Genomic DNA, 20215 nt, shown 5'->3' on the forward strand with positions numbered 1-20215 from the left:
TAAAAAACCATTTCGCGAGTCCGGCTATCTAATAAATGGGAGGAAGGAGGCAACGAGATGACAGATTTCATCGAGAAGGCAAAAAAAGGAGATGGTGAGCGGACGTTTCTCGTACAAAATCGAACAGGCCCGGATCGTCGGCAAGGAAGAGCGCATGCAGACCGCGATGACAAAGGCTGATCAGGAATTGGTCGAACCGGAAAAGCAATTTTCGCCAGGAACGGCTTACCTTGTCTATCAACGAACGGATCGTCCGGATATGGAATCCCATTACTACCAACAAAAGAGCCTGGTCATTGCCGATTTGTCCGCATTCCAGGACCAGTTGGGCCTGTTTGCAGAGATTCCGGAAGTATTGGCGGGCGGTTACCGATTTGTCGAAGGGTCACTGGACTTTGAAATAGACCGAGCGGGTTACGATGAGCTCCTTTGACGACCTGCCCAGCGGAAAAACGAAAGACGCGGGAAAAACAGGGGGCACAAGTCTCACTTCGTCGAAACACCCAGATGTTTGCCCCCTGCCCGCGTCACGTCTTGGAGCGGACATCATCCACTTCTTTGCTGGGCGTCAAGAGAGCGAGCGGGCCCGATCACCCATGCGCCACGGACTTAGTCTACAAACTGAAAGGAGACTCATCAATGAGTCTCCTTTTCCCTTACCGCTGCTTCTGCACGCCTTTGACAGCGGCAACCGTCGCGAGCGCCGCCTGCAAGTCGTCGTAGATCACGTTGCCCACCACGACCGTGTCGGCGATCGCCGCCATCTCCGCCGCCTGCTGCGGTGTGCGGATGCCGCCGCCGTAAAACAGATGCGCCCCTTCGGCTCCCGCCCGGCACGCCCGGACCAGTTCCGGGTCGCCGTAGGTGCCGCTGTACTCCACATAGACGATGGGCAGGCGGCAAATGTTTGCCGCCACCTGGGCATATGCTTTGGCCTCGTCGCTGTCTGCGATTGGGCGGGCCTTGGTCAACTGCGCCACGCTAGCCTCGGGGTTGGCGATCAGGTAGCCTTCCGTGAAGATCTCTTCCCAGTGGATGTAGGAACCGTACGCCTTCAGGCCGGAGACATGCGGCGCAAAGATCCAGTCCGGATCGCCCGCGTTGAGCACCAGTGGTATGAAATAGGCGTCAAAGCCGGGCACTACCGCATCCAGCGAGGAGATTTCCAACACGGCCGGGACCGCGTAGCGGCGGACCCGTGCCATCAACTCCAGCGTGTTGTCGTACGTCACGCCATAGGTGCCGCCGACGATGATCGCATCCGTCCCCGACTCGCACAACGCTTCCAATGCCTCGTCGCCAATCGTTTTGTCCGGGTCCAGTTTGAAGGTATGGCGCCAGCCACGATAGTCAATCACCGATGTCTGCCTCCCACTCTACTTGCCGATCCGCTCCAGCGCCAGTTGGTAGCCGTCGTTGCCGTAGTTCAGACAGCGCTTCACACGGGAGATGGTCGCCGTGCTCGCTCCTGTCTCCGCTTCGATCTGGTTGTACGTGTACCCCTTGCGCAGCATGCGGGCCACTTCCAGGCGCTGCGCCAGCGACTGCATTTCGTTCACGGTACAGAGATCGTCGAAAAAGCGATAGCACTCCTCGATGGTTTCCAGGGAGAGAATCGCTTCAAAAAGCTGCTCGATCCCTTTGCCTTTCAATTTTTCCAATTGCATCACAATCACCCCATCATTTCGCAGGGAATGTTTTTCACTGTAAAATTTTCAAGCACTAAAGCCCTAAGGCTATTCTAATCTTAGAAGATATGGCGCCACTTCGCAAGCCCTTATTGGTATTTCACATAGTGGGACAGCGATGGTGCGTTGGGGACGATCTCCACCCACGTGTTGCCCGGCAGCAGCGGCAGTTCCTTGGTCATGGCCGCGTCCTCATACGCGCGAATGATGCCGCCCTGCCGCTTCCACTTGATCTTGCGCGCCATTCCCTGTTCAAACAGATAGCCGTCACCCGGGCCGACTACATCCACCTGGCGCCGTCCTTCCTTGTCCAGCACGCGGTGTCGGGCGGCGATAACCAGCACGTTGGTGGCGGATAACTGCTCGCCGGTTGTCAGGTCGAGGTGCGGCTTGCCGTCGGTCAGACGCAGGTATTTTTTCTTTTCATTGTCGTACTGAAAAGCTGCCTTGTTCAGGCGATGGAACGTGATGTCGATCTGACTGGCCGGCTCTCCCCCGGTAATCTCAGCATCAGCCGGCAAAAAGGACATCCGCGGCAGATCGCTGTTCGTCCGCATGCCCTTGTCGCGGATCGCCTGCTCGATCAGGTCGGGCTTGGTGTAGAGATTATGCGGCGGGTTGCGAAACGTTTCCCGCCAAAAATAACGGCCGTTGGGAATCTCGTCCAGATGACTGTAGTCGGAACGTGCCAGCGTCGCCAGTGCTTCCGGGCTGCCGCCCGCGTGTACGAGCACGGCGTCCAGGCCGACGCCAATCTCGATAAAATACTGGCGAATGCTGCGTACCGGGCCGATCACGTCCGGCCGCTGGCTGTGAAAGACAGCGAGAAAACGGGTCATTTCCCCCTCCGCCAGCACCTCGTACACCAGGTCTGCCTGATTCAACCCGGACTGCGGACGCGCAGCCGGCGCGTTGTTGATCATCACCATGATCGGCCGCTGTTCCAGCTTCACCGGGCTTCCCAGACCGGTAAACGGGGCGGTGTAAGCGTATTTCGGCTGTTCGGTCGGAGGTGTTTCTACATGGGGAGCGGGCGGTTGCTCCGGCTGGGGCGTGGTGTCGCCCGGTTTTCCGGTACACGCCGTGAGCAGCGCCAGAGTCAGCAGCGTCAACATGAATGGTGTGCGTCTTCGCATGGGAGCGCTCCTTTCCAGTTTTCTCATTGCCTTCCTCTCTTTTCTGCGCGTGACAGGAGAATCCTGCTTCCACACGTTTTGCACGATTCTCATACGCCCCTCCCACACATCACCAACGGCGCTGTGCTACAATGTTACCAAACGACTGAGGCAAAGCGAGGAATGAACCATGCAGACTCCCTACCTCGTCTATCTCGTGGACGACGAAACCAATCTGCTGGGGCTTTTGCAGTCCTACCTGGAAAGCGCCGGTTTCCGGGTCAGGGCGTTTTCCAGCGGGGCCGACGTGCTGCCGGTGCTGGACGAGCCGGAACAGCCCCACATCTGGATTTTGGACATCATGCTGCCCGACATTGACGGATACGAGCTCCTGCGGTTGATACGCAGCAAATCGGACGTGCCGATCATTTTCATCTCCGCCCGGGATCAGGACATCGACAAAATCATCGGGCTGGAGCTGGGCAGCGACGACTATCTGGCCAAACCGTTTTTGCCCCGGGAACTGGTCATCCGGGTGCAAAAATTGCTGCAGCGCACGTACGAAAAAGGGCCAGTCCTCGCAGCAGCCCAGCCGCAGGCGTACCAGGATTGGGTCGCGGTAGGGCCGTACCTGATTTCGGAGAAAGGCCGGCTGGTCAAGGAAGGGGACAACCTGATCGAGTTGACCACCAAGGAGTTTGAACTGATCATCTACCTCCTGCACAACCAGGGGCTTGCCCTGAACCGGGAACAAATCTTGACGGCCATCTGGGGAGAGGATTACATCGGATCGGACCGGGCGGTGGATGACCTGGTCAAACGCATCCGCAAAAAAATGCCCAAATTCCCGCTGGAGACCGTCTATGGCTTCGGCTACCGTTTGACCCGGCCGTGATGAATCCCATGATGAATAAATTCCGTTTGAAAAACCTGCCGCTCTCCCGGCAGATATTGATCTTGTTCATGCTGCTGACCAGCGTGCTGGGGATCGGCGTGGGCATCGTCTATCCCTTTGCCGTCAAGCATTATCTGGTCAACAACACGTATGCCCTTTTGGAGGAAGAGTTCTACACCCTGTCGGAACACATCGCCTTCAACGAGCACAACGAGCTGCTCCCCGTTCCCGCGGCCGCTCCCTACTTTTTGCAATTGCTCCTGTCGCGCTATGAATACTCGTTTGACATGATCGTCTTTTCCGCGGACGGCCATGTGCTGGGCAAGCGCTTGACAGACAATCTCTCCTACGAGGACACAGTCGACCTGTTCAGGGGGGCGTCCTCCTTTCCCCGGAACCGGCTGCAGCACGGCACGCTCGAACGGGGCGGGGAGGACTACCTGTTTGTCAGCAAGCTGATGGATTACCACGGCTTTCCCTACTACCTCGTCCTCTTCTCCAAGGAGCGGGAACTGAACCAGATCAATGCGCTCTTGACCCGCCAGTTTATGATCATCTTCATTATTCTGCTGCTGGTGAGCTGGCTGTTGGCTGTCTGGTTCAGCCGCTATCTGAGCAAACCGCTGCGTACCTTGGACGAGTCGTGCCAAAAGATTGCCCGCCGGCAGTTCGACATCCCGCTGACGATGGACCGGGAGGACGAGATTGGCCAGCTGGCCCGCTCGTTTGAGTCGATGAAAAGCCAACTGAAGGAATACGACGAGTCGCAGCGCCACTTTATCCAAAACATCTCGCACGAGTTGAAGACACCGATCATGGCGATACAGGGGTATGCCCACGGCCTGCTGGAAGGCGTGTTTAAAGGCCCGCAGGCGGAAAAAGGGCTGGAGATCATCATGGAAGAGAGCAAGCGGCTGGAAAAGGTAGTAGGTCAGCTCCTCTACCTGACGAAGATCGAGTCGGTCTCCCAGATGATGCAGATGGGGCGCGTCGATTTGGCGGAAATGTTCAGCCTCCTGCAGCAGCGCCTCTCTGTGCTCAACCCGGCCGTCAACTGGGAACTGCGTCTGCCTGCTGCGCTGGTGCTGGAAGGAGACGGCGAACAGCTCAGCACGGCGTTCGTCAACATCCTGGAAAATCAACTCCGCTACGCAAACAGCCGGCTGACGATCACCGGTACCCAGACGGGCGATACGGTGACCGTCACCATCTCCAATGACGGGCCGCCCATCGAGGAAGCCCTGCTGCCCCATCTGTTCCAGCGTTTTCGCAAAGGCAAATCGGGCAAGCACGGCCTCGGTCTGGCCATCGCCCGCGCCGTCTTCGAAGCCCACGGCGGAAGCATTTCCGTGCGAAATGAGGCGGACGGCCCCTGTTTTACGGTGACGCTGCCGGTTGACAGAAAATAGACTTCCGGAATGAATTGAAGTCCCGGTCATCCCGGGACTTTTTTGCTGCGCGCCGACCGTTTATGTCCAAAACAATTTCCATTTTCACACAATACGGAATATTCATTGACGTATATGCTATATCCTGATATGTTAGAGAAAAATATATTTCTCACAAATGATATGGGGGTTACGTCATGAAATCACAAACCGTTCGCTTGTTGCTTGCCGGATTGCTGGCAGGTTCGCTCGTTGCCGGCTGCGGCGGGGGCAATTCCACTTCTTCGGGAGGCAATGAAGGCAGCGGCGGAAACGCCGGCTCCAACGTTATCAAAATCGCCACGCAAAGCCCGCTGTCCGGCACGCAGTCGCTGGAGGGCGACGGGATCAAGCTGGGGGCGCAGTTGGCCGTCCAGGACCGCATGGAAGACTTCAAAAAGCTGGGCTTTGACCTGCAGCTCTTCCCGCAGGACGACCAGGCAGACCCGAAAATCGGCGTCTCCAATGCGGAAATGCTGATCGCCGACCCGGATGTATACGCCGTGATCGGCCACTACAACACCGGTGTCGCCATCCCCTCGTCCGTCAAGTACGAGGAAGGCAAACTTGCGATGATCTCTCCGGCCAACACCGGCGTTGAACTGACGGAAGCAGGCAAAAAGAGCGTAAACCGCCTGGTGGCGCGCAACGACCAGATCGCGCCGGCAGCAGCCAAATACGCCAAGGAAAAGATGGGCATTACCACCGTCTACATCGCCCACGACAAGACCGCGTACGGACAGGGGCTGGCCGATGAGGTGCGCAAGGCGTTCAAAGAGCTGGGTGTGAAAGAGGTGGCCTATGAAGGCATCAACCCCGGCGAAAAAGACTACAGCGCAATCGTGAACCAACTGGTGGCACACAAGCCCGACCTCGTCTTCTACGGCGGCATGTACGCCGAGCTGGGAATCATCGCCAAGCAGGCCCGCGAGAAGGGCTACACGGGCCAATTCATGGGCGGTGAAGGGCTGGAGTCGAACGACATGTACAAAATCGCCGGACCTGCCGCAGAAGGCATCGTCTACGCAACCGTGGTCAGCGACATCCGCTCCCAGGAGGAAGGCAAGAAGTGGGTGGAACGGTTCAAATCGGCATTCAACAAGGAACCGGGCGCATTTTCTCCGTTTGCCTATGACGCAACCCTGGTCGCTCTGAACGGCATCGAGCAGGCGATCAAGGAAAACGGCGGCAAAAAGCCGACGCGCGAACAGGTGATGAACGCCATCCGCGCCACAAGCGAATTCAACGGTTTGTTTACCAAAGTGAGCTTTGACGAAAAGGGAGACAACAAGCACTCCCAGGTGTATATCTACAAGTTCGGCAAAGAGAAAGCCGAGTTTATCGGCGAAGCGGGACAATAACCCGCTTTCCGGCGCCTGCGCACAGCAGGCGCATTTTTTTTTGCCTCTGCCGGCTTGCACACAGCAAAATACCCCTTTGCGCTCGCAGCCGGACATAGCCGGCAGACGCTGCGCAAAAGGGTTGTCCATCAACAAACAGGCTTGTTCCTCGACATGTGCTACACCTCTTCGATCAACCGAGCCAGCAGGGCAGCGCGTCTGGGAATCTCGTCCAGCTCCACAAATTCCTCCGGCGAGTGGGCAAACCCGCCTTTTGCCCCCAGCCCGTCAAGGGTAGGGAGACCGCAGGCGGCGGCGAAGTTTCCGTCGCTGACGCCGCCGGTGCCCGACTCCCGCAGCGACATACCCAACTCCTCTGCCCCAATCTTCCGGGCCAGGGCAAACAGGGCGGCGACCTGCTCCGTCCGTTCCATCGGCGGACGGCGGATGCCGCCGGACACCGTCAACCGCGCGCCGGACAGGCTGGGCGTCAGTCCCGCAAACAGCCGCTCAATTCGCCGCGCTTCCTCCAGCGTCCTCACCCGGACGTCCACTTCTGCTTCGGCGTAATCGGCCACCACATTGGAGCCGATTCCCCCTTTGACCAGCCCCACGTTGACGGTCGTCCCGCTCGCATAGTCGGTCAGTCCGTGCAGGTACTGCACCAGCCGGGACAGCTCCTCAATCGCCGACACTCCTTTGTCGTGGTCCACCCCGGCGTGGGCGGAAACGCCGTGGACGTGCAGAGTAAAGTGGGCGCTGCCTTTGCGCCACGTCTTCAGCGCGCCGTCCGGCTCCATCGGCGGCTCCAGCACGAAGCCGGCCAGGGAACGGGACGCCTCCCGTTCGACGAGTGCCCGCGAGGTAGGGCTGCCGATTTCTTCGTCGCTGTTGAGCAAAAGCACCACCTGCTTGTCAGCCGGCAGACGGTTCAGCTCCGCCAGCGAGCGCAGCGCAAACATCGCCTGCAGCACGCCCGCCTTCATGTCGTAGACGCCCGGGCCGTATGCTTTTCCCTCCCGGATGAAAAACGGACGACGGGCTGCTTCCCCTCGCGGCCAGACCGTGTCGTAGTGGCCAATCAACAGGACTTGTCTGCTGCCGCTTCCCAGCACGCAGCGGACCTGGTCGCCGTAGACGCTGTTGGGGATTCGCTCCGCCCTGCCTCCGGTCAGTTCCTCGAAGCAGCGGGCAAACCACTCCGCCATCCGATCCCCCGCCTCCTTGTCGCGTGAGGGGGAATCCATGTTGACGCAGGCTTCCAAGAGCTGGATCAGGTGTTGGTGATGTTGTTGCAAATACGAGTGAATTGACATCGTGCCTCTTCCTTAATGGGATTGGGAATTGAGTCCAAACAGGCGCTCCAGCCCGTACACCTTTTCCAGCAAGACGATAAACACCAGGCTGAGTAGGATGACGACCGCGGAGATGGAGGCCACCAGCGGGTCCAGCGTCTCCTGCATGTAGGTGAAAATAGCCAGCGGCAGCGTTGTCGTGTCGGGCGCCACCAAGAAGAGCGACACCGTCACGTTGTCAAACGAGGTCAGAAACGAAAAGATCATACCCGACACGATGGCCGGCCGCAAAAGCGGCAGTGTGACGTCCCAAAACACCCGCAGCGGCCGGGCTCCCAGCATGTAGCCCGCCTTTTCCAGGGTGTAGTCGAACGTGCTGAGGCCGGTCAGCACCAGCCGCACCACGTACGGAATGGAGATCAGCGTGTGGGCCAGGAGCAGGCCGGTAAACGTGCCTGCAATGCCGATCCGCGTAAAGAACAGCAGCGCGGCGATCCCGATGATCAGCGACGGCACGGTCAGCGGCGACAGCAGCAGGCCGTTGATGACCCCGCTGCCGCGGAATTTGTACTTGCTCAAGGCAAAGGCCGCCAACGTGCCGATCAGCGTCGCCAGCACGGCCGTAATCGCGGCAAGCTGCAGGCTGAACCAGAACGACTCGATAAACTCCGGCCGATCCAGAATCTTGTCGTACCACTGCCAGGAAAAGCCATCCGGCGGAAACGACAGGTATCCGGCCGCGGTAAACGAGCTGGGGATGATAACCAGAAACGGCAGGTTGACCAGAAGCAGCACAAAGAAGGTGATCAGTCCGAACCCGTTCAGCTTTTTCATGACGCAAACACCTCTTTGTATCGCTTGGTTTCAATCAACCGCGTGTACAGAGTGACCAGCAGGATCGTGCTGCCCAGCAGCAGGAAGGACAGTGCCGCTCCCAGCGGCCAGTTGAGCGTCGACATAATCTGTTCGTAGGCGATGACCGGCATTACTTTCACAGAGGTGCCCCCCATCAGCGCCGGCGTCACAAACGCGCTCATCGACAAGCTGAACACCAGTGTCGTACCGGCGATAATACCCGGCAGGGTGAGCGGCAGCGTCACGGTGAAAAACGTCCGCAAGCGAGACGCTCCCAAAATGGACGCCGCCTTGGACAGCGACGGATCAATCGCATACAGGCTGGTGGCGATCGCCAGCACCATGTAGGCGATAAATGAATCGGTCAGGCCAATGACCACGCCCAGCTCGTTGTACATCAGGCGCAGCGGTTGGTCGATCACGCCCAGCCTCAGCAGCGTTTCGTTGATCCAGCCCTTTTCACCGAGTACAACCACCCAGCCGAAGTTGCGGATCACCACGCTGATCAGATGCGGCGCCAGAATCAGTATGGTGACGACGCCCCGCATCCGGCCTGAAGCCTGCGCCATGAACATGGCCACGGGAAAGCCGAGCAGGAGCGTGCACAGCACCGTCCAGAGGCTGATGCGGATGGTCCGCCACAGAATCTCCAGGTAAAATGGGTCCTGGATGAACAACAGGTAGTTTTGCAAGCTGAACGCCTGCGTGTCGTCCTGAAAACTCAACAGGAGCATCAGCAGCATCGGAATCAGAAACACGCCCAGGAGCACGATCATGCTCGGCGCCGTCAGCAGCAGAATGGAGATACGCTTGCTCATCGGCTATCCCCTCTCCGCCGGCATGACCAGCACGTCTTCGCTCTCCCAGCGGCAGTTGACCGCCCTGCCGGGGGTAAGCGGCATCCCCTGCCCGTCCATCTGCACCTTAACGGACAGGGTATGACCTCCCACCTTCACCTCGCACTCGGTAAAGGCGCCCAAAAATGAGGCAATCATCAACTGGCCGCTGACGTGATTGACCTCACTCGCTGCCGCTCCGTCCGCCATTCGGATTTTTTCCGGCCGCACAAACATCGCCACTCTTTCGCCAGGAACAAACACCCGCTGCTGCCGGGCCGCCCTGACGATGAGGCCGCCCATCGTTTTCACGGTGAGACTCTCTCCGTCCTGAGCGAGTACGACTCCTTCCAGGCGATTGGTCTTGCCGATGAAGGTGTGGACGAACTCGGAGGCGGGACGGTTGTAGATCTCCTCAGGCGTGCCGATCTGCTCGACGCGGCCGTGGTTCAGCACGACGATTCGATCCGACAAAGAGAGCGCTTCTTCCTGGTCATGGGTAACGAAAATGGTGGTCACGCCGATCTCCTGGTGCAGCCGCTTCAGTTCGTCGCGCAGTTCTTCGCGCAGCTTGGCGTCCAGGTTGCTGAGCGGCTCGTCCAAAAGAAGCAGCGACGGCTCGATCACCAGTGCGCGGGCGATCGCAATCCGCTGCCGCTGACCGCCGGACAACTGCTTGGGATAGCGGTCGGCCACATGCGGCAGCTTGACCAATTCCAGCACCCGCTTCACCCGCTCCTGCATCTCGGCTTTGCCCACCTTGCGCAGCTTCAGCCCGTAGGCGACGTTTTCCGCCACCGTCATGTGCGGAAACAGCGAATAGGTTTGAAACACCATGCCCAGTTCGCGCTTGTAAGGGGGGACGCCGTTCATGCGCCGCCCTTTGATCAAGAGCTCCCCTTCGTCCGGGTCCAGAAATCCGGCGATCATGTTCAGCGTGGTCGTCTTGCCGCAGCCGGACGGCCCGAGAAACGAGACAAACTCTCCCTGCTCCACCTGCAGGTTGAAATCCCGAACCACGACGTTATTCTGGAACTTCTTCATGATGTTGCGCAGTTCGACGTCAATTACCTTGCTCAAAGGGACACCTACTTTCCTGTCAGCGGCGCGATCTCTTTGTTGAAGCGATCGAGCCACGCGGACATTTCCTTGCTGATCGTGTCGTAGTCGAAGTTCACCACTTTACTGCGGTCAAACTCCAACTGCTTGGCCACGTCTTCCGGCAGCTTCACGGCCGTGGCCGGGTTGTAGTAGAGCTTGGTCGCGTACATGATCTGCACCTCGTCGCTCAGCAGGAAGTCGATAAACGCTTTGGCGGCGTTGGGGTGCTTGGCCCCTTTGACCAGCGTGGCGACGTTCGGCACGATGTTTCCGCCCTCTTCCGGGAAGACGAATTCCAACGGCAGGCCCGTCTCTTTTTGCGTCAGGCTGCGGGCCATCGTCCAGGTGGTGTAGGCTGCACTTTTGTTTTGCAGGTTTTGTTGGAGTTGGGCCGCGCTCTTGGCAAACGTCGGCATGTAGCTCGCAATCGTTTTCATTTTTTCAAAGCCGGGCTCGATGTTTTTCTCCGAACCGCCGTTGGCGTAGGCCAGCATGATCATCGTGGAGCGGCCGAAGTTGCTGGCCACGTCGGTCATTGTTATATAGCCCTTCACTTCCGGTCTGGTCAAGTCGTTCCATGACTTGGGCACCGGCAGGCCTTTTTCCTTGACGAGCTCCGCGTTGTACGAGATGCCCATCGGCGTAAAGTTGACGGTTACTCCGCTGTTTTCCGCGACGCGCAGGTCCTGCGGAACGTTTTTCATGTTGGGAATGTCCGTCTCGGAAAGCGCCTCCCACAGCCCTTCCTGGCGCCCTTTTTCCTGTTCGCCTCCCTCGACGATGGTGACGTCGATCTGCGGCGCGTTTTTCTGCGCTTTTACCTTGGCCACGATATCGGTCGAGACGCCGGAGACGTAGGTCAGCTTCACGTTCGGGTACTTCTCGTTGAACTTCTTGAAAATCTCGTCTTTCATTAGCTGTTCGACGGTGGCGCCGTTGCCCGCCACGACCAACGTGTCCTCCAACTGCGCCTGTGCCTGGCTGCCGCCCTGCCCCACAGGCTGGCCGGACGCGGTTGACTGCCCGGCGGAAGACCCACAGCCGGCGAGCAATGAACCGGTTAAAGCAAGAATGGACAGTACCGATAATGCCTGTTTCTTCACGTGTTCATCCCCCGCTATGTGTATGTTTATTGGCAAATCGTTCACGAATAGAAAACACAGTTTCCTATTCGAGAACTATAGTGATATACTATCATAAAGGAGACTGACAATTCAAGGTAGTCTGAGTAAAGGGATGATTATCTCTTTTCGAACCGTAAAGTCTTCCCGGTTATGGTAGACTAATTCTAAATGTGAGCTTTGGAGGAGTCGTATCCATGGATCATTTTCTGTCTTCCGTACGCAACAGCTGCCGGCTCTTGAAAATCTTCCTCGACGCGCCCAAGGAGCTCGGCGTGACGGAATTGAGCAAGCGGCTGCAGCTCTCCAAGGGAGCGGTGCACAAGCTGCTGGCGACGCTGGAGGCGGAAGGATTTATCCGCCAAAACGAAAAAACCAGGCAGTACACACTCGGCTACACGCTGCTGGAGCTGGGCAACAAGGTGCTGAAAAACCACGACATCGTCGACTTTGCCGCTCCCTATATCAACCGCCTGGTATCTCGCACGCAGGAGCTGGTCGTGCTGTGCCTGCAGGACGTCACCGACGCCATCTACGTCACCAAGGTGGATTCGCCTCACCCGATCCGCTTTACGGTCGAGACGCACCGCCGCTTCCCCCTTTATTCCACCTCCGCGTCCCGCGTGCTGTTGGCCTACAAACCGGAATCGTTTCAGGACGAGGTGCTGGCGGAGGGAATCCGGACATACACGCCCTACTCGTACACGTCAGCCGACGAGATCAAGCGGGCGCTGCAGGAGATCAGGGAACGGGGCTACGAATTCAGCTCCGACCGGCGCAACGTGGGCGTTACCGGGATGGCGGCGCCGCTGTTTGATTCCACCGGTGAAGTAGCCGCATCGGTCAGCGTGATCGGCCCGTCCGACCGCGTTCTTCCCCAGAAGGATGCGATCCTCAGGGAACTGCTGGAGACCGTGCGAGAGATGTCTGCAGAATTGGGGTACCGTCCGTGAGCACTGCCGATGCTGTGCCCGGATCAGCCATTTGGTCTGGTCCGGGCTTTTTTGTGCACGCGGCTGGCCCATATAAGCGGAAAACAATAACGTTTACGTTAACGTTACCGTTTTGTATCATAAACCTTGTCTGTTTGTCGTCGTGCCATTACACACGCGTATGGGAGGGAGCCCGTTGTACCGCATTGAGGAGGCAGCCAAAAAAACCGGCCTTACGAAAAGAGCGCTTCGCTATTACGAGGAATTAGGGCTGGTCAATCCGTCCGGGCGAACGGAGAGCGGATACCGCATGTACACGGATGAGGACATCGCCCACATCCTGCACGTCAAAAACACCCGCGACCTGTTGGGAGCGTCGCTGCAGGAAATCAAGGACATGATGGACCTGTCCCACAAATACGAGCTGTTGAAGCAGGGCTATTACCAGGAAGTGTCCACCGAAGATAAGCTGAACCTGCTGACCGAACTGGAACGGACGCTCCTGGCCAAGCGCGGCTTCCTGCAGGACAAACTGAACAAACTCTCGGAGCTGCTGGCCGACTACGATGAGAAGCTGACCCGCATTGCCAGAAAAAAACAGGAACTGCAGACAGAAATCGAAATCAAAAAGGAGGATTCCTAATGGAAAGTCACGCGCATGCCTGGCGCATCATCATACAGCAGCCAAAATCAGCCTGGGCTGTCGCGTTTGCCTGTGTGGTCGCTTTCATGGGGATCGGATTGGTCGACCCGATCCTGCCCGCGATTGCGAGCCAACTGAATGCCACGCCCAGTGAAGTATCCCTGTTGTTCACCAGCTACATGCTGATGACCGGCTTGACAATGCTGGTCACAGGATGGGTCTCCAGCCGGATCGGACCCAAGGCGACGCTCCTGGTCGGCCTGGCGGGCATCATCCTGTTTTCCTTTCTCGGCGGCATGTCCGACTCGGTGATGCAGATCGTCTGGTTCCGCGCCGGCTGGGGAATGGGCAACGCCTTTTTCATCTCCACCGCCCTGGCGGTGATTGTCAGCGTGGCCAGCGGCGGCACAGCGGGAGCGATCGTCCTGTACGAAGCGGCCATCGGTCTGGGGATGTCCGTGGGGCCGCTGCTTGGCGGGCTGCTCGGGGGCATCAGTTGGCGCGGGCCGTTTTTCGGCGTCGCCGTGCTGATGGCGATCGCGCTGCTTGCTGTCTTCGTACTGCTCAGCGACGTGCCCAAGCCGAAGCGGCGCAGCTCGCTCCTTGATCCGTTCCGCGCGTTGCGGCACCGCGGCCTGTTTACCATGGCGCTGACGGCGCTTCTGTACAACTTCGGGTTTTTTACGCTGCTGGCGTTTTCTCCGTTTGTGCTGCACATGGACGAACACAGCCTGGGATACGTGTTTTTCTTCTGGGGCGTGATGCTCGCCATCACCTCGGTGATCGTGGCGCCGAAACTGCAGGAGCGCTGCGGGTCCGTCCCCACGCTGTTCGCCATGCTGCTGCTGTTGTCCGCAGACCTGACGGCCATGGGATTGGGCGTATCGTCGCAAGTGACGCTGGTGCTGGCTATCGTCCTGGCCGGCGCGATTTTGGGCATTATCAACACCGTCCTGACCGCATCGGTGATGGACGTCGCGCCGGTGGAGCGTGCCGTCGCGTCTTCCGCCTACAGCTTCGTCCGTTTTGTCGGCGGCGCGATCGCGCCCTGGCTGGCGGGCAAGCTGGCCGAGTGGTACTCGCCGCACGTCCCGTTTTACGCGGGCGCGCTGGCCGTTCTGTTCAGCATGATGGCGCTGTACGCCGGCAAAAAACAACTGGCGAGCCTGCATTGATGCGCAAGCTCGCCTTTTTTTACACGCTCTTCCCGATCTTCAGAAAAGGGCCCGCCACAGCACAATCGCCCCCACCCCGGCCAACAGCGCCCAGACGACCTGCTTTCTCCACAGGCCGACGGCGAGTGAAACCACCCCCGCCGCGAGGTACTCCGGACTCCACTGCCCGTCTTTCCCATAAAAGAGAATGGGCGGCACGGTCAGCGAACTGAACACCCCCACCGGGACCATGGCCAGTCCGCGCCGGAGCCAGTCGGGGATCTCCCAGCGCGAGCTGATCAGCAGCATGGGAAACCGCGTCAGATAGGTAATCACGGCCATCAAGACAATGATCAGCAGCACCTTATCGTTCACGGATCACCGCTCCCATCACCACTGCCGTCAGCGTTCCGGCAATCACCGCCGCCGTCCCGCCGCCTCCCCAGTACGCGAGGCAGGCGACAGCCGCAGCGCCGGCCGCCACCTTCACATGAAACGGGGAGAGCAGATTAATTGCGAGAAAGCCAAGGAACGTGGCCACAAACGCAAAGTCCAGGCCGTACGCCTCCGTTTCCGTAAACACCGCGCCAAACCAGGCGCCGGCCAGCGTGCTGGCGTTCCAGATCAGATAGTCGACCGCGCTCGCACCGGCAAAAAAGGAGAGGCTGGGCTTTTGGCCGGACGCCAGATAGGTGGATGTCAGGGCGTACGTCTCGTCGTTCAGGCCAGCCGCCATCAACGACAGCTTCCACGGTGGCGTCCCGCGAAAGTGGGGCCCGAGCGACAGGCCGTACAGCAGGTGACGGGCGTTCAGCAAAGCCGCGGAGACCAGAATGGGCCAGCCCACAATCCCCTGCGAGATCAGGCCGACGGCGGCAAACTGCGACGACCCTGCGTTGACGAGGAGTGAAAACAGCAAGGCTTCCGCGATGCCGAGACCTGCCTGCCGGGCGAGGATGCCAAACACAAGCCCGTCCACGATCCCTGCGGCGGCGACCGGGATAATTTGAATCATGCCTGTGACAAACAACGTGCGCGCAGAGTTCACTCGCTTCCCCCTCCATACACTGCTATACTCTACGCTTGTCAGTAAGTTCTGTCAAATGCAGGAGTGCATGTACGGCTTTTACACTCCGTATAGCAGCCGCAGCCCCGCATCCATCTCCTCCACCGACAAGGCCAACCAGTATTCACCTGGCTGGCCGCCTGATACCATGCTATTCCAAGCCCAACTCTTCCATGGTTTTTACCTGCAGCCCCTTTTCTACGCCATTGGGCGGTTGTACTGTCTGACCGTCTGTTACAAATTTCCCTTGATACACTCCCGCTATTACATAAGCGTCATCAGCAATCGGCCCTTCGTACTTTTCCAAAAAGACAATCGCCGTCTCCTTTTCCGTAAATGCCTTGTTGCCTTCAAACGTGTATTCCTTTCCATCCTTATATCCGCCGGTTTCGAGAATCTTGACGGTTTCTCCGTTTTGGACCTCTCCTTTATAGACATGCAGCAGTTTCGCTTCACTCAACGTAAACACAACGTGTTTGTATTGGAAGCTGTCCGCCTTTTCAATTTCAACCTCTGCAATCAATTGAGAGTTGTCCTTCAACTGTTCGATACTGGAAAAACTCTCATTAACATCTCCTCTTACATCTACCGCAGTTCCCGCCTTCTCCTTTTGTTCAGCCCCGTGAACGTTTGCTTGCCATTGAGTTGCCTGGTCGGATGCAGGTTGATTGGCATTTACGTAAAGGTATCCGCCGACAGCGACACTGGCAGCGGCTATCACAGACAACATGACGGTTTTTTGGTACATCATCGGCATGCACCCTTTCGCGTGGACCGTTTTTGGAACAGCCATATTCCTCACGACTCACATCGTTTGCAGAGAGGTACGTTCCAACTCTGATGTCGAATCGTCCTGCAAACCTGTGCGTCTATACGAGGAGACGAAGAAATTTCCATTTCGTTACAAAAAACACCGATGGAGTCATTAGACTCCATCGGTGCTTCACTTCTATGCAAGGTACGCTTCCCGCACCTGCGGGTTTGCCAGCAGGGTGGCCGCCTCATCCTGCAGGATGATCTCTCCCGTCTGGATGACGTAGCCGCGATGGGCCACGGAGAGCGCCTGGTTGGCGTTTTGCTCCACGAGCAGGATCGTCATGCCCTCCTTATTCAGCTCCGTGATGATGTCAAAAATCTGTTCGACCAGAATCGGCGCCAGCCCCATGGACGGCTCGTCCAGCATCAAAATCTTCGGCTTCATCATCAGGCCGCGTGCGATGGCCAGCATCTGCTGCTCCCCGCCGGACATCGTGCCGCCCTTTTGGTTGATCCGCTCTTTCAGCCGGGGAAAGTAGCGAAATGCCCGCTCAATTCCTTCCTCGATCAGATTCTTGTCCGTTACGGAGAAGGCGCCCATCTCCAGGTTCTCCCGCACGGTCAGCTTGGGGAAAATGCGCCGCCCCTCCGGCACGTGGGCGATACCCAGCAGGGCGATTTCATGCGTGCGCATTTGGGTGATGTCCTTGCCGTCAAAGAGGATTTTGCCTTCCCGTGCGCGCGTCTGGCCGCAGATCGTCTTCAGCGTGGTCGACTTGCCTGCCCCGTTGGAGCCGATCAGCGTCACCACTTCCCCTTGGTTGACCTGGATGCTCAGCCCCTTTAACGCGTGGATGCCGCCGTAATAGGTGTGTACGTTATGCAGTTCCAACAATGCCATCTGTGATTCCTCCCCCGCTTACGACACTTCCGACGCGCTTTTGCCCAGGTACGCCTCGATGACTCTGGGATTGTTGCGGATTTGCTCCGGCGTTCCCTCGGCGATTTTGCGTCCGTAATCCAACACGTGGATGTATTCGCTCAGGCCCATGACCAGCTTCATGTCGTGTTCAATCAGGATGATGGTCAGTTCCAGTTCGTTTTTCAGCCGGCGGATAAACTCCGTCATCTCCGCTGTTTCGCGCGGATTCATCCCCGCCGCCGGCTCGTCCAGCAGAATGATTTGCGGATTGGTCGCCAGCGCGCGGGCGATCTCCAGGCGGCGCTGCAAGCCGTACGGCAGACTGCCGGCCTCTTCGTTGGCGACGTGGGCGATCCCGACGTATTCCAGGAGTTGATAGGCCTCGACGCGGGCCCGCTCTTCCTCTTCGCGCACCCGCTTGACGTTGAACAGGATGCCCAAGAGTCCTGCCGTCAGCCGGCTGTGCGTACCCACCATCACGTTTTCCAAGGCGGTCATCTGCTTGAACAAGCGGATGTTTTGGAACGTGCGGGTGATGCCCCGCTCGGCAATCTGGTCCGGCCGCAGTCCCTTGATGCTTTTCCCGTCCAGCAGGACATCGCCCTCGTCCGGCTCGTAAAAGCCGGTGATCATGTTGAAAAATGTGGTTTTCCCGGCCCCGTTCGGTCCAATGACCGCCGTAATCGTCCCCTTCTCAATCTTGACGGTGACGTCCTGATTGGCGACCAGACCGCCGAAGCGCTTTGTCAAGCCGATTGCTTCCAACAGTGCCATAATGATGCTCCCTCCTTGTACGCTACGACTGGTTGCCCTGCGACAGCTTGCCTTTCGCCAGCCTGCTCAGGATCCCCAGACGGTTTTCGCCCAATTTGCTTGTCCGGATGGCGTCGAGATCGGTCTTCTTGCGCTTCGCCGGAATCAAACCGTTGGGACGGTAGAGCGCCACGAGGATCAACATGATGCCAAAGATCAACCGCTGGAACTTGGACGGATCCAACTGGTTCGGCAGATTGATGACGCCCGCCTGTTGCAGCGAGTGGAGGAAATTGGAGAGCTCTTTCAGCAGCTGCACCTGCAGCACCGTGACGAATGCCGCCCCCAATACCACGCCAGGGATGCTTCCGCTGCCGCCGAGGATGACCATGACGAGAATCCCGATCGACTCCATCAGCGTAAACGAGGTCGGATCGATAAACGTCTGCTTGGCGGCAAAGATGACGCCGACCACACCGGCGAAGGAAGCGCCCGTGGCAAACGCGGCCAGCTTGGTGTTCAGCAGGGAGATGCCCATGGACTGGGCCGCCAGTTCGTCTTCCCGCACCGCGATCCAGGCGCGGCCGATGCGCGAGTTTTCAAAGCGGAAGTTGGCCAGGACGATAAAGGCGATGACGACTAACACGATAAAATAGAAGTGGAACGGCGTGCCCATCTTCATTCCCAACAATTCCGGCTGCGGGATCGGAGTGATCCCCTGCGGGCCGTTGGTGATGTTGATGGGTTTGTCCAGGTTATTGAAAATAATCCGAATAATTTCACCAAACCCCAGCGTGACAATGGCCAGGTAGTCCCCTTTCACCCGCAAGACCGGCAGACCGAGCAATATCCCGAAGATTGCCGCCACGATCAAGCCGACGATGAGGAACGGCCAGAACCACTCGCCCGACAGCGGAAACAGGTCGCCGGGGATGAACTGGTTGGCCTGGGACGTGGAAAAAATCGCGTACGCGTACGCACCGGCGGCGAAAAAGGCGACGTAGCCGAGGTCAAGCAGTCCGGCAAATCCGACCACGATGTTCAGGCCGAGCGCCATGGCCACGTAGATGCCCACCTGCGAAGCCACTTCCATGTAGTAGCGGTTGTCCCCCGCCACCAGCGGAATGATGATTAACAGCACCAGTGCTCCGATGAGCATGCGGACCTTGCTGGAGGCGTTGGTGTAGTAGATCAAAACAATGGAGGACAAGATTCCCAGAAACGCGATGACCGATTTGTCCAAGAAGTGCAGTGCGGCCGAAAAGCCAGCGATCCAAATCAGCGTAACCGGAAGCGGAATCCCTTTGAACGACTTCCATACCATGTTTGCCATGCGTTTCACCTACACTTTCTCTTTTACGGCTTCGCCAAACAGGCCTTCCGGTTTGAACAGAAGCACGAGAATCAAAATGCTGAACGCAAACACGTCTTTGTACTCGGCGCCAAACGCTCCGCCGGTCAGCGGACCCATGTACGCGCCGGACAGGGACTCCAGCAAGCCAAGCAGAACACCGCCCACCATCGCGCCGCGGATGTTGCCGATACCGCCGAGAACGGCTGCGGTAAACGCCTTGAGACCGAGAATAAAGCCGATGTAGGGGTCAATCGTGCCGTAGTTCTGCGCGAACAGTACCCCGGTTGCGCCGCCCAGGCTGGAACCGATCAAAAAGGTAAGCATAATGACTTTGTCCACGTTAATGGTCATCAGCGACGCTGTTGACTGGTCCTGCGCAACAGCCCGCATGGCGATACCCCACTTGGTCTTGTTGATGAACAAGGTCAGCGATATCATCATCACAATGGCGAGCACGATGACGATCAACGCCTTCGTCGGAATCGCGGCGATGCTGCCCAACGGGATGGAACCTGAAAAAAGAATGGGACTGTTCAGATAAAATTCGTTGCGGGCAATCGCTTCCGTAAACCGGACGAGATCCTGCAGCAGGAACGACACGCCGATCGCGGAAATCAGCGGAACGAGCCGCGGCGCACCGCGCAACGGACGGTAGGCTACCCGCTCAATCCCGACGCCGAGGGCTCCGGTAATGGCCATCGCGATCAGCAGGGTTATAAACAGTGCGACAAACGGATTCATCCCCTCCAGCGCTCCCAGGGCGTCCGTAATCAGCAGGACCTCCGTCCCCACAAAGGCGCCCACCATGAAAATCTCACCGTGCGCGAAGTTGATGAACTCCAAAATCCCGTACACCATGGTGTAGCCGAGCGCAACGACGGCGTACATGAAGCCCAGCGTCAAGCCGTCAACCAACACCTGAGGCAAAATGTCGAGCAGCATACTTTCCCATCCCTCATTCC

Annotated in this window: 22 protein-coding genes; 7 read left to right on the plus strand and 15 right to left on the minus strand. The window is 58.2% G+C overall.

Features of this window, described 5'->3' with window-relative positions; translation table 11 throughout:
• The first annotated feature begins 94 nt into the window (after nt 1-94).
• The gene (locus tag KDN35_RS04420; protein ID WP_212132184.1) at nt 95-433 is read left to right on the plus strand and encodes a hypothetical protein; all 339 of its coding nucleotides are present in this window, start codon (nt 95-97) and stop codon (nt 431-433) included.
• Between the two features lie 223 nt (nt 434-656).
• Here the strand turns inward: KDN35_RS04420 and pcrB are convergent, their stop codons facing one another.
• The 3 genes from pcrB to KDN35_RS04435 form a co-directional block, all read right to left on the minus strand.
• Nucleotides 657-1358, minus strand: a complete 702-nt coding sequence (pcrB, locus tag KDN35_RS04425) for a heptaprenylglyceryl phosphate synthase (protein ID WP_171565251.1) — start codon at nt 1356-1358, stop codon at nt 657-659.
• 18 nt (nt 1359-1376) lie between these two features.
• On the minus strand, nt 1377-1667 hold the full coding sequence (locus KDN35_RS04430; RefSeq protein WP_029100795.1) for a YerC/YecD family TrpR-related protein: 291 nt from the start codon (nt 1665-1667) through the stop codon (nt 1377-1379).
• Nucleotides 1668-1777: 110 nt separating this feature from the next.
• On the minus strand, nt 1778-2824 hold the full coding sequence (locus KDN35_RS04435; RefSeq protein WP_230077721.1) for a DUF3048 domain-containing protein: 1047 nt from the start codon (nt 2822-2824) through the stop codon (nt 1778-1780).
• A 169-nt stretch (nt 2825-2993) separates the two neighbouring features.
• Between KDN35_RS04435 and KDN35_RS04440 the strand changes: the two genes are divergently transcribed.
• From KDN35_RS04440 to KDN35_RS04450, 3 genes are all read left to right on the plus strand, one after another.
• On the plus strand, nt 2994-3698 hold the full coding sequence (locus tag KDN35_RS04440) for a response regulator transcription factor (protein ID WP_171565253.1): 705 nt from the start codon (nt 2994-2996) through the stop codon (nt 3696-3698).
• 11 nt (nt 3699-3709) lie between these two features.
• Nucleotides 3710-5107, plus strand: coding sequence for a sensor histidine kinase (locus KDN35_RS04445; RefSeq protein WP_212132186.1), 1398 nt, complete (start codon nt 3710-3712; stop codon nt 5105-5107).
• Nucleotides 5108-5283: 176 nt separating this feature from the next.
• Nucleotides 5284-6486, plus strand: a complete 1203-nt coding sequence (locus tag KDN35_RS04450; protein WP_212132187.1) for a branched-chain amino acid ABC transporter substrate-binding protein — start codon at nt 5284-5286, stop codon at nt 6484-6486.
• A gap of 158 nt (nt 6487-6644) precedes the next feature.
• Here the strand turns inward: KDN35_RS04450 and KDN35_RS04455 are convergent, their stop codons facing one another.
• The 5 genes from KDN35_RS04455 to KDN35_RS04475 are packed head-to-tail and all read right to left on the minus strand — an operon-like array spanning nt 6645 to nt 11655.
• The gene (locus tag KDN35_RS04455) at nt 6645-7781 is read right to left on the minus strand and encodes a M20 family metallopeptidase (RefSeq protein ID WP_212132189.1); all 1137 of its coding nucleotides are present in this window, start codon (nt 7779-7781) and stop codon (nt 6645-6647) included.
• Nucleotides 7782-7793: 12 nt separating this feature from the next.
• Nucleotides 7794-8594, minus strand: coding sequence for an ABC transporter permease (locus KDN35_RS04460; protein WP_171565256.1), 801 nt, complete (start codon nt 8592-8594; stop codon nt 7794-7796).
• Entirely contained in the window at nt 8591-9433 is an 843-nt protein-coding gene (locus tag KDN35_RS04465) for an ABC transporter permease (protein ID WP_212132191.1), read from the minus strand. The genes KDN35_RS04460 and KDN35_RS04465 overlap by 4 nt, the downstream gene beginning before the upstream one ends.
• Before the next feature lie 3 nt (nt 9434-9436).
• Nucleotides 9437-10531 (minus strand): ABC transporter ATP-binding protein, encoded by a 1095-nt coding sequence (locus KDN35_RS04470; protein ID WP_212132193.1) that lies wholly within the window; start codon nt 10529-10531, stop codon nt 9437-9439.
• Nucleotides 10532-10539: 8 nt separating this feature from the next.
• Nucleotides 10540-11655 (minus strand): ABC transporter substrate-binding protein, encoded by a 1116-nt coding sequence (locus KDN35_RS04475; protein WP_212132195.1) that lies wholly within the window; start codon nt 11653-11655, stop codon nt 10540-10542.
• Nucleotides 11656-11870: 215 nt separating this feature from the next.
• Here KDN35_RS04475 and KDN35_RS04480 point away from each other — a divergent pair, with 215 nt between their 5' ends.
• The 3 genes from KDN35_RS04480 (at nt 11871) to KDN35_RS04490 (ending at nt 14423) form a co-directional block, all read left to right on the plus strand.
• Entirely contained in the window at nt 11871-12626 is a 756-nt protein-coding gene (locus KDN35_RS04480; RefSeq protein WP_171565260.1) for an IclR family transcriptional regulator, read from the plus strand.
• 175 nt (nt 12627-12801) lie between these two features.
• Nucleotides 12802-13248, plus strand: coding sequence for a MerR family transcriptional regulator (locus KDN35_RS04485; RefSeq protein WP_212132197.1), 447 nt, complete (start codon nt 12802-12804; stop codon nt 13246-13248).
• Nucleotides 13248-14423: an MFS transporter gene (locus KDN35_RS04490; RefSeq protein WP_212132198.1), complete on the plus strand. Its 1176-nt coding sequence runs from the start codon at nt 13248-13250 to the stop codon at nt 14421-14423. The genes KDN35_RS04485 and KDN35_RS04490 overlap by 1 nt, the downstream gene beginning before the upstream one ends.
• Before the next feature lie 39 nt (nt 14424-14462).
• Here KDN35_RS04490 and KDN35_RS04495 read toward each other — a convergent pair whose 3' ends face one another.
• The 7 genes from KDN35_RS04495 to KDN35_RS04525 all read right to left on the minus strand — a co-directional run bounded on the left by KDN35_RS04495 (nt 14463) and on the right by KDN35_RS04525 (nt 20195).
• Nucleotides 14463-14777 carry an AzlD domain-containing protein gene (locus KDN35_RS04495; protein WP_230077717.1) on the minus strand — a complete coding sequence of 105 codons (315 nt, stop codon included), beginning with the start codon at nt 14775-14777 and terminating at the stop codon, nt 14463-14465.
• The gene (locus KDN35_RS04500) at nt 14767-15417 is read right to left on the minus strand and encodes an AzlC family ABC transporter permease (RefSeq protein WP_212132200.1); all 651 of its coding nucleotides are present in this window, start codon (nt 15415-15417) and stop codon (nt 14767-14769) included. The genes KDN35_RS04495 and KDN35_RS04500 overlap by 11 nt, the downstream gene beginning before the upstream one ends.
• A gap of 202 nt (nt 15418-15619) precedes the next feature.
• Nucleotides 15620-16219 carry a hypothetical protein gene (locus KDN35_RS04505; protein WP_212132202.1) on the minus strand — a complete coding sequence of 200 codons (600 nt, stop codon included), beginning with the start codon at nt 16217-16219 and terminating at the stop codon, nt 15620-15622.
• Nucleotides 16220-16417: 198 nt separating this feature from the next.
• Complete coding sequence (locus KDN35_RS04510) at nt 16418-17125, minus strand: ABC transporter ATP-binding protein (RefSeq protein WP_171565265.1); 708 nt, start codon at nt 17123-17125, stop codon at nt 16418-16420.
• A gap of 18 nt (nt 17126-17143) precedes the next feature.
• Nucleotides 17144-17920 carry an ABC transporter ATP-binding protein gene (locus KDN35_RS04515; protein ID WP_171565266.1) on the minus strand — a complete coding sequence of 259 codons (777 nt, stop codon included), beginning with the start codon at nt 17918-17920 and terminating at the stop codon, nt 17144-17146.
• 22 nt (nt 17921-17942) lie between these two features.
• Nucleotides 17943-19232: a branched-chain amino acid ABC transporter permease gene (locus KDN35_RS04520; protein ID WP_171565267.1), complete on the minus strand. Its 1290-nt coding sequence runs from the start codon at nt 19230-19232 to the stop codon at nt 17943-17945.
• A gap of 9 nt (nt 19233-19241) precedes the next feature.
• A complete protein-coding gene (locus KDN35_RS04525) occupies nt 19242-20195 on the minus strand; it encodes a branched-chain amino acid ABC transporter permease (RefSeq protein ID WP_171565268.1) in 954 nt (317 codons plus the stop codon).
• Nucleotides 20196-20215 lie beyond the last annotated feature (20 nt).

The sequence above is a fragment of the Brevibacillus sp. NL20B1 genome, from assembly GCF_018195675.1.
GTDB lineage: Bacteria > Bacillota > Bacilli > Brevibacillales > Brevibacillaceae > Brevibacillus > Brevibacillus aydinogluensis.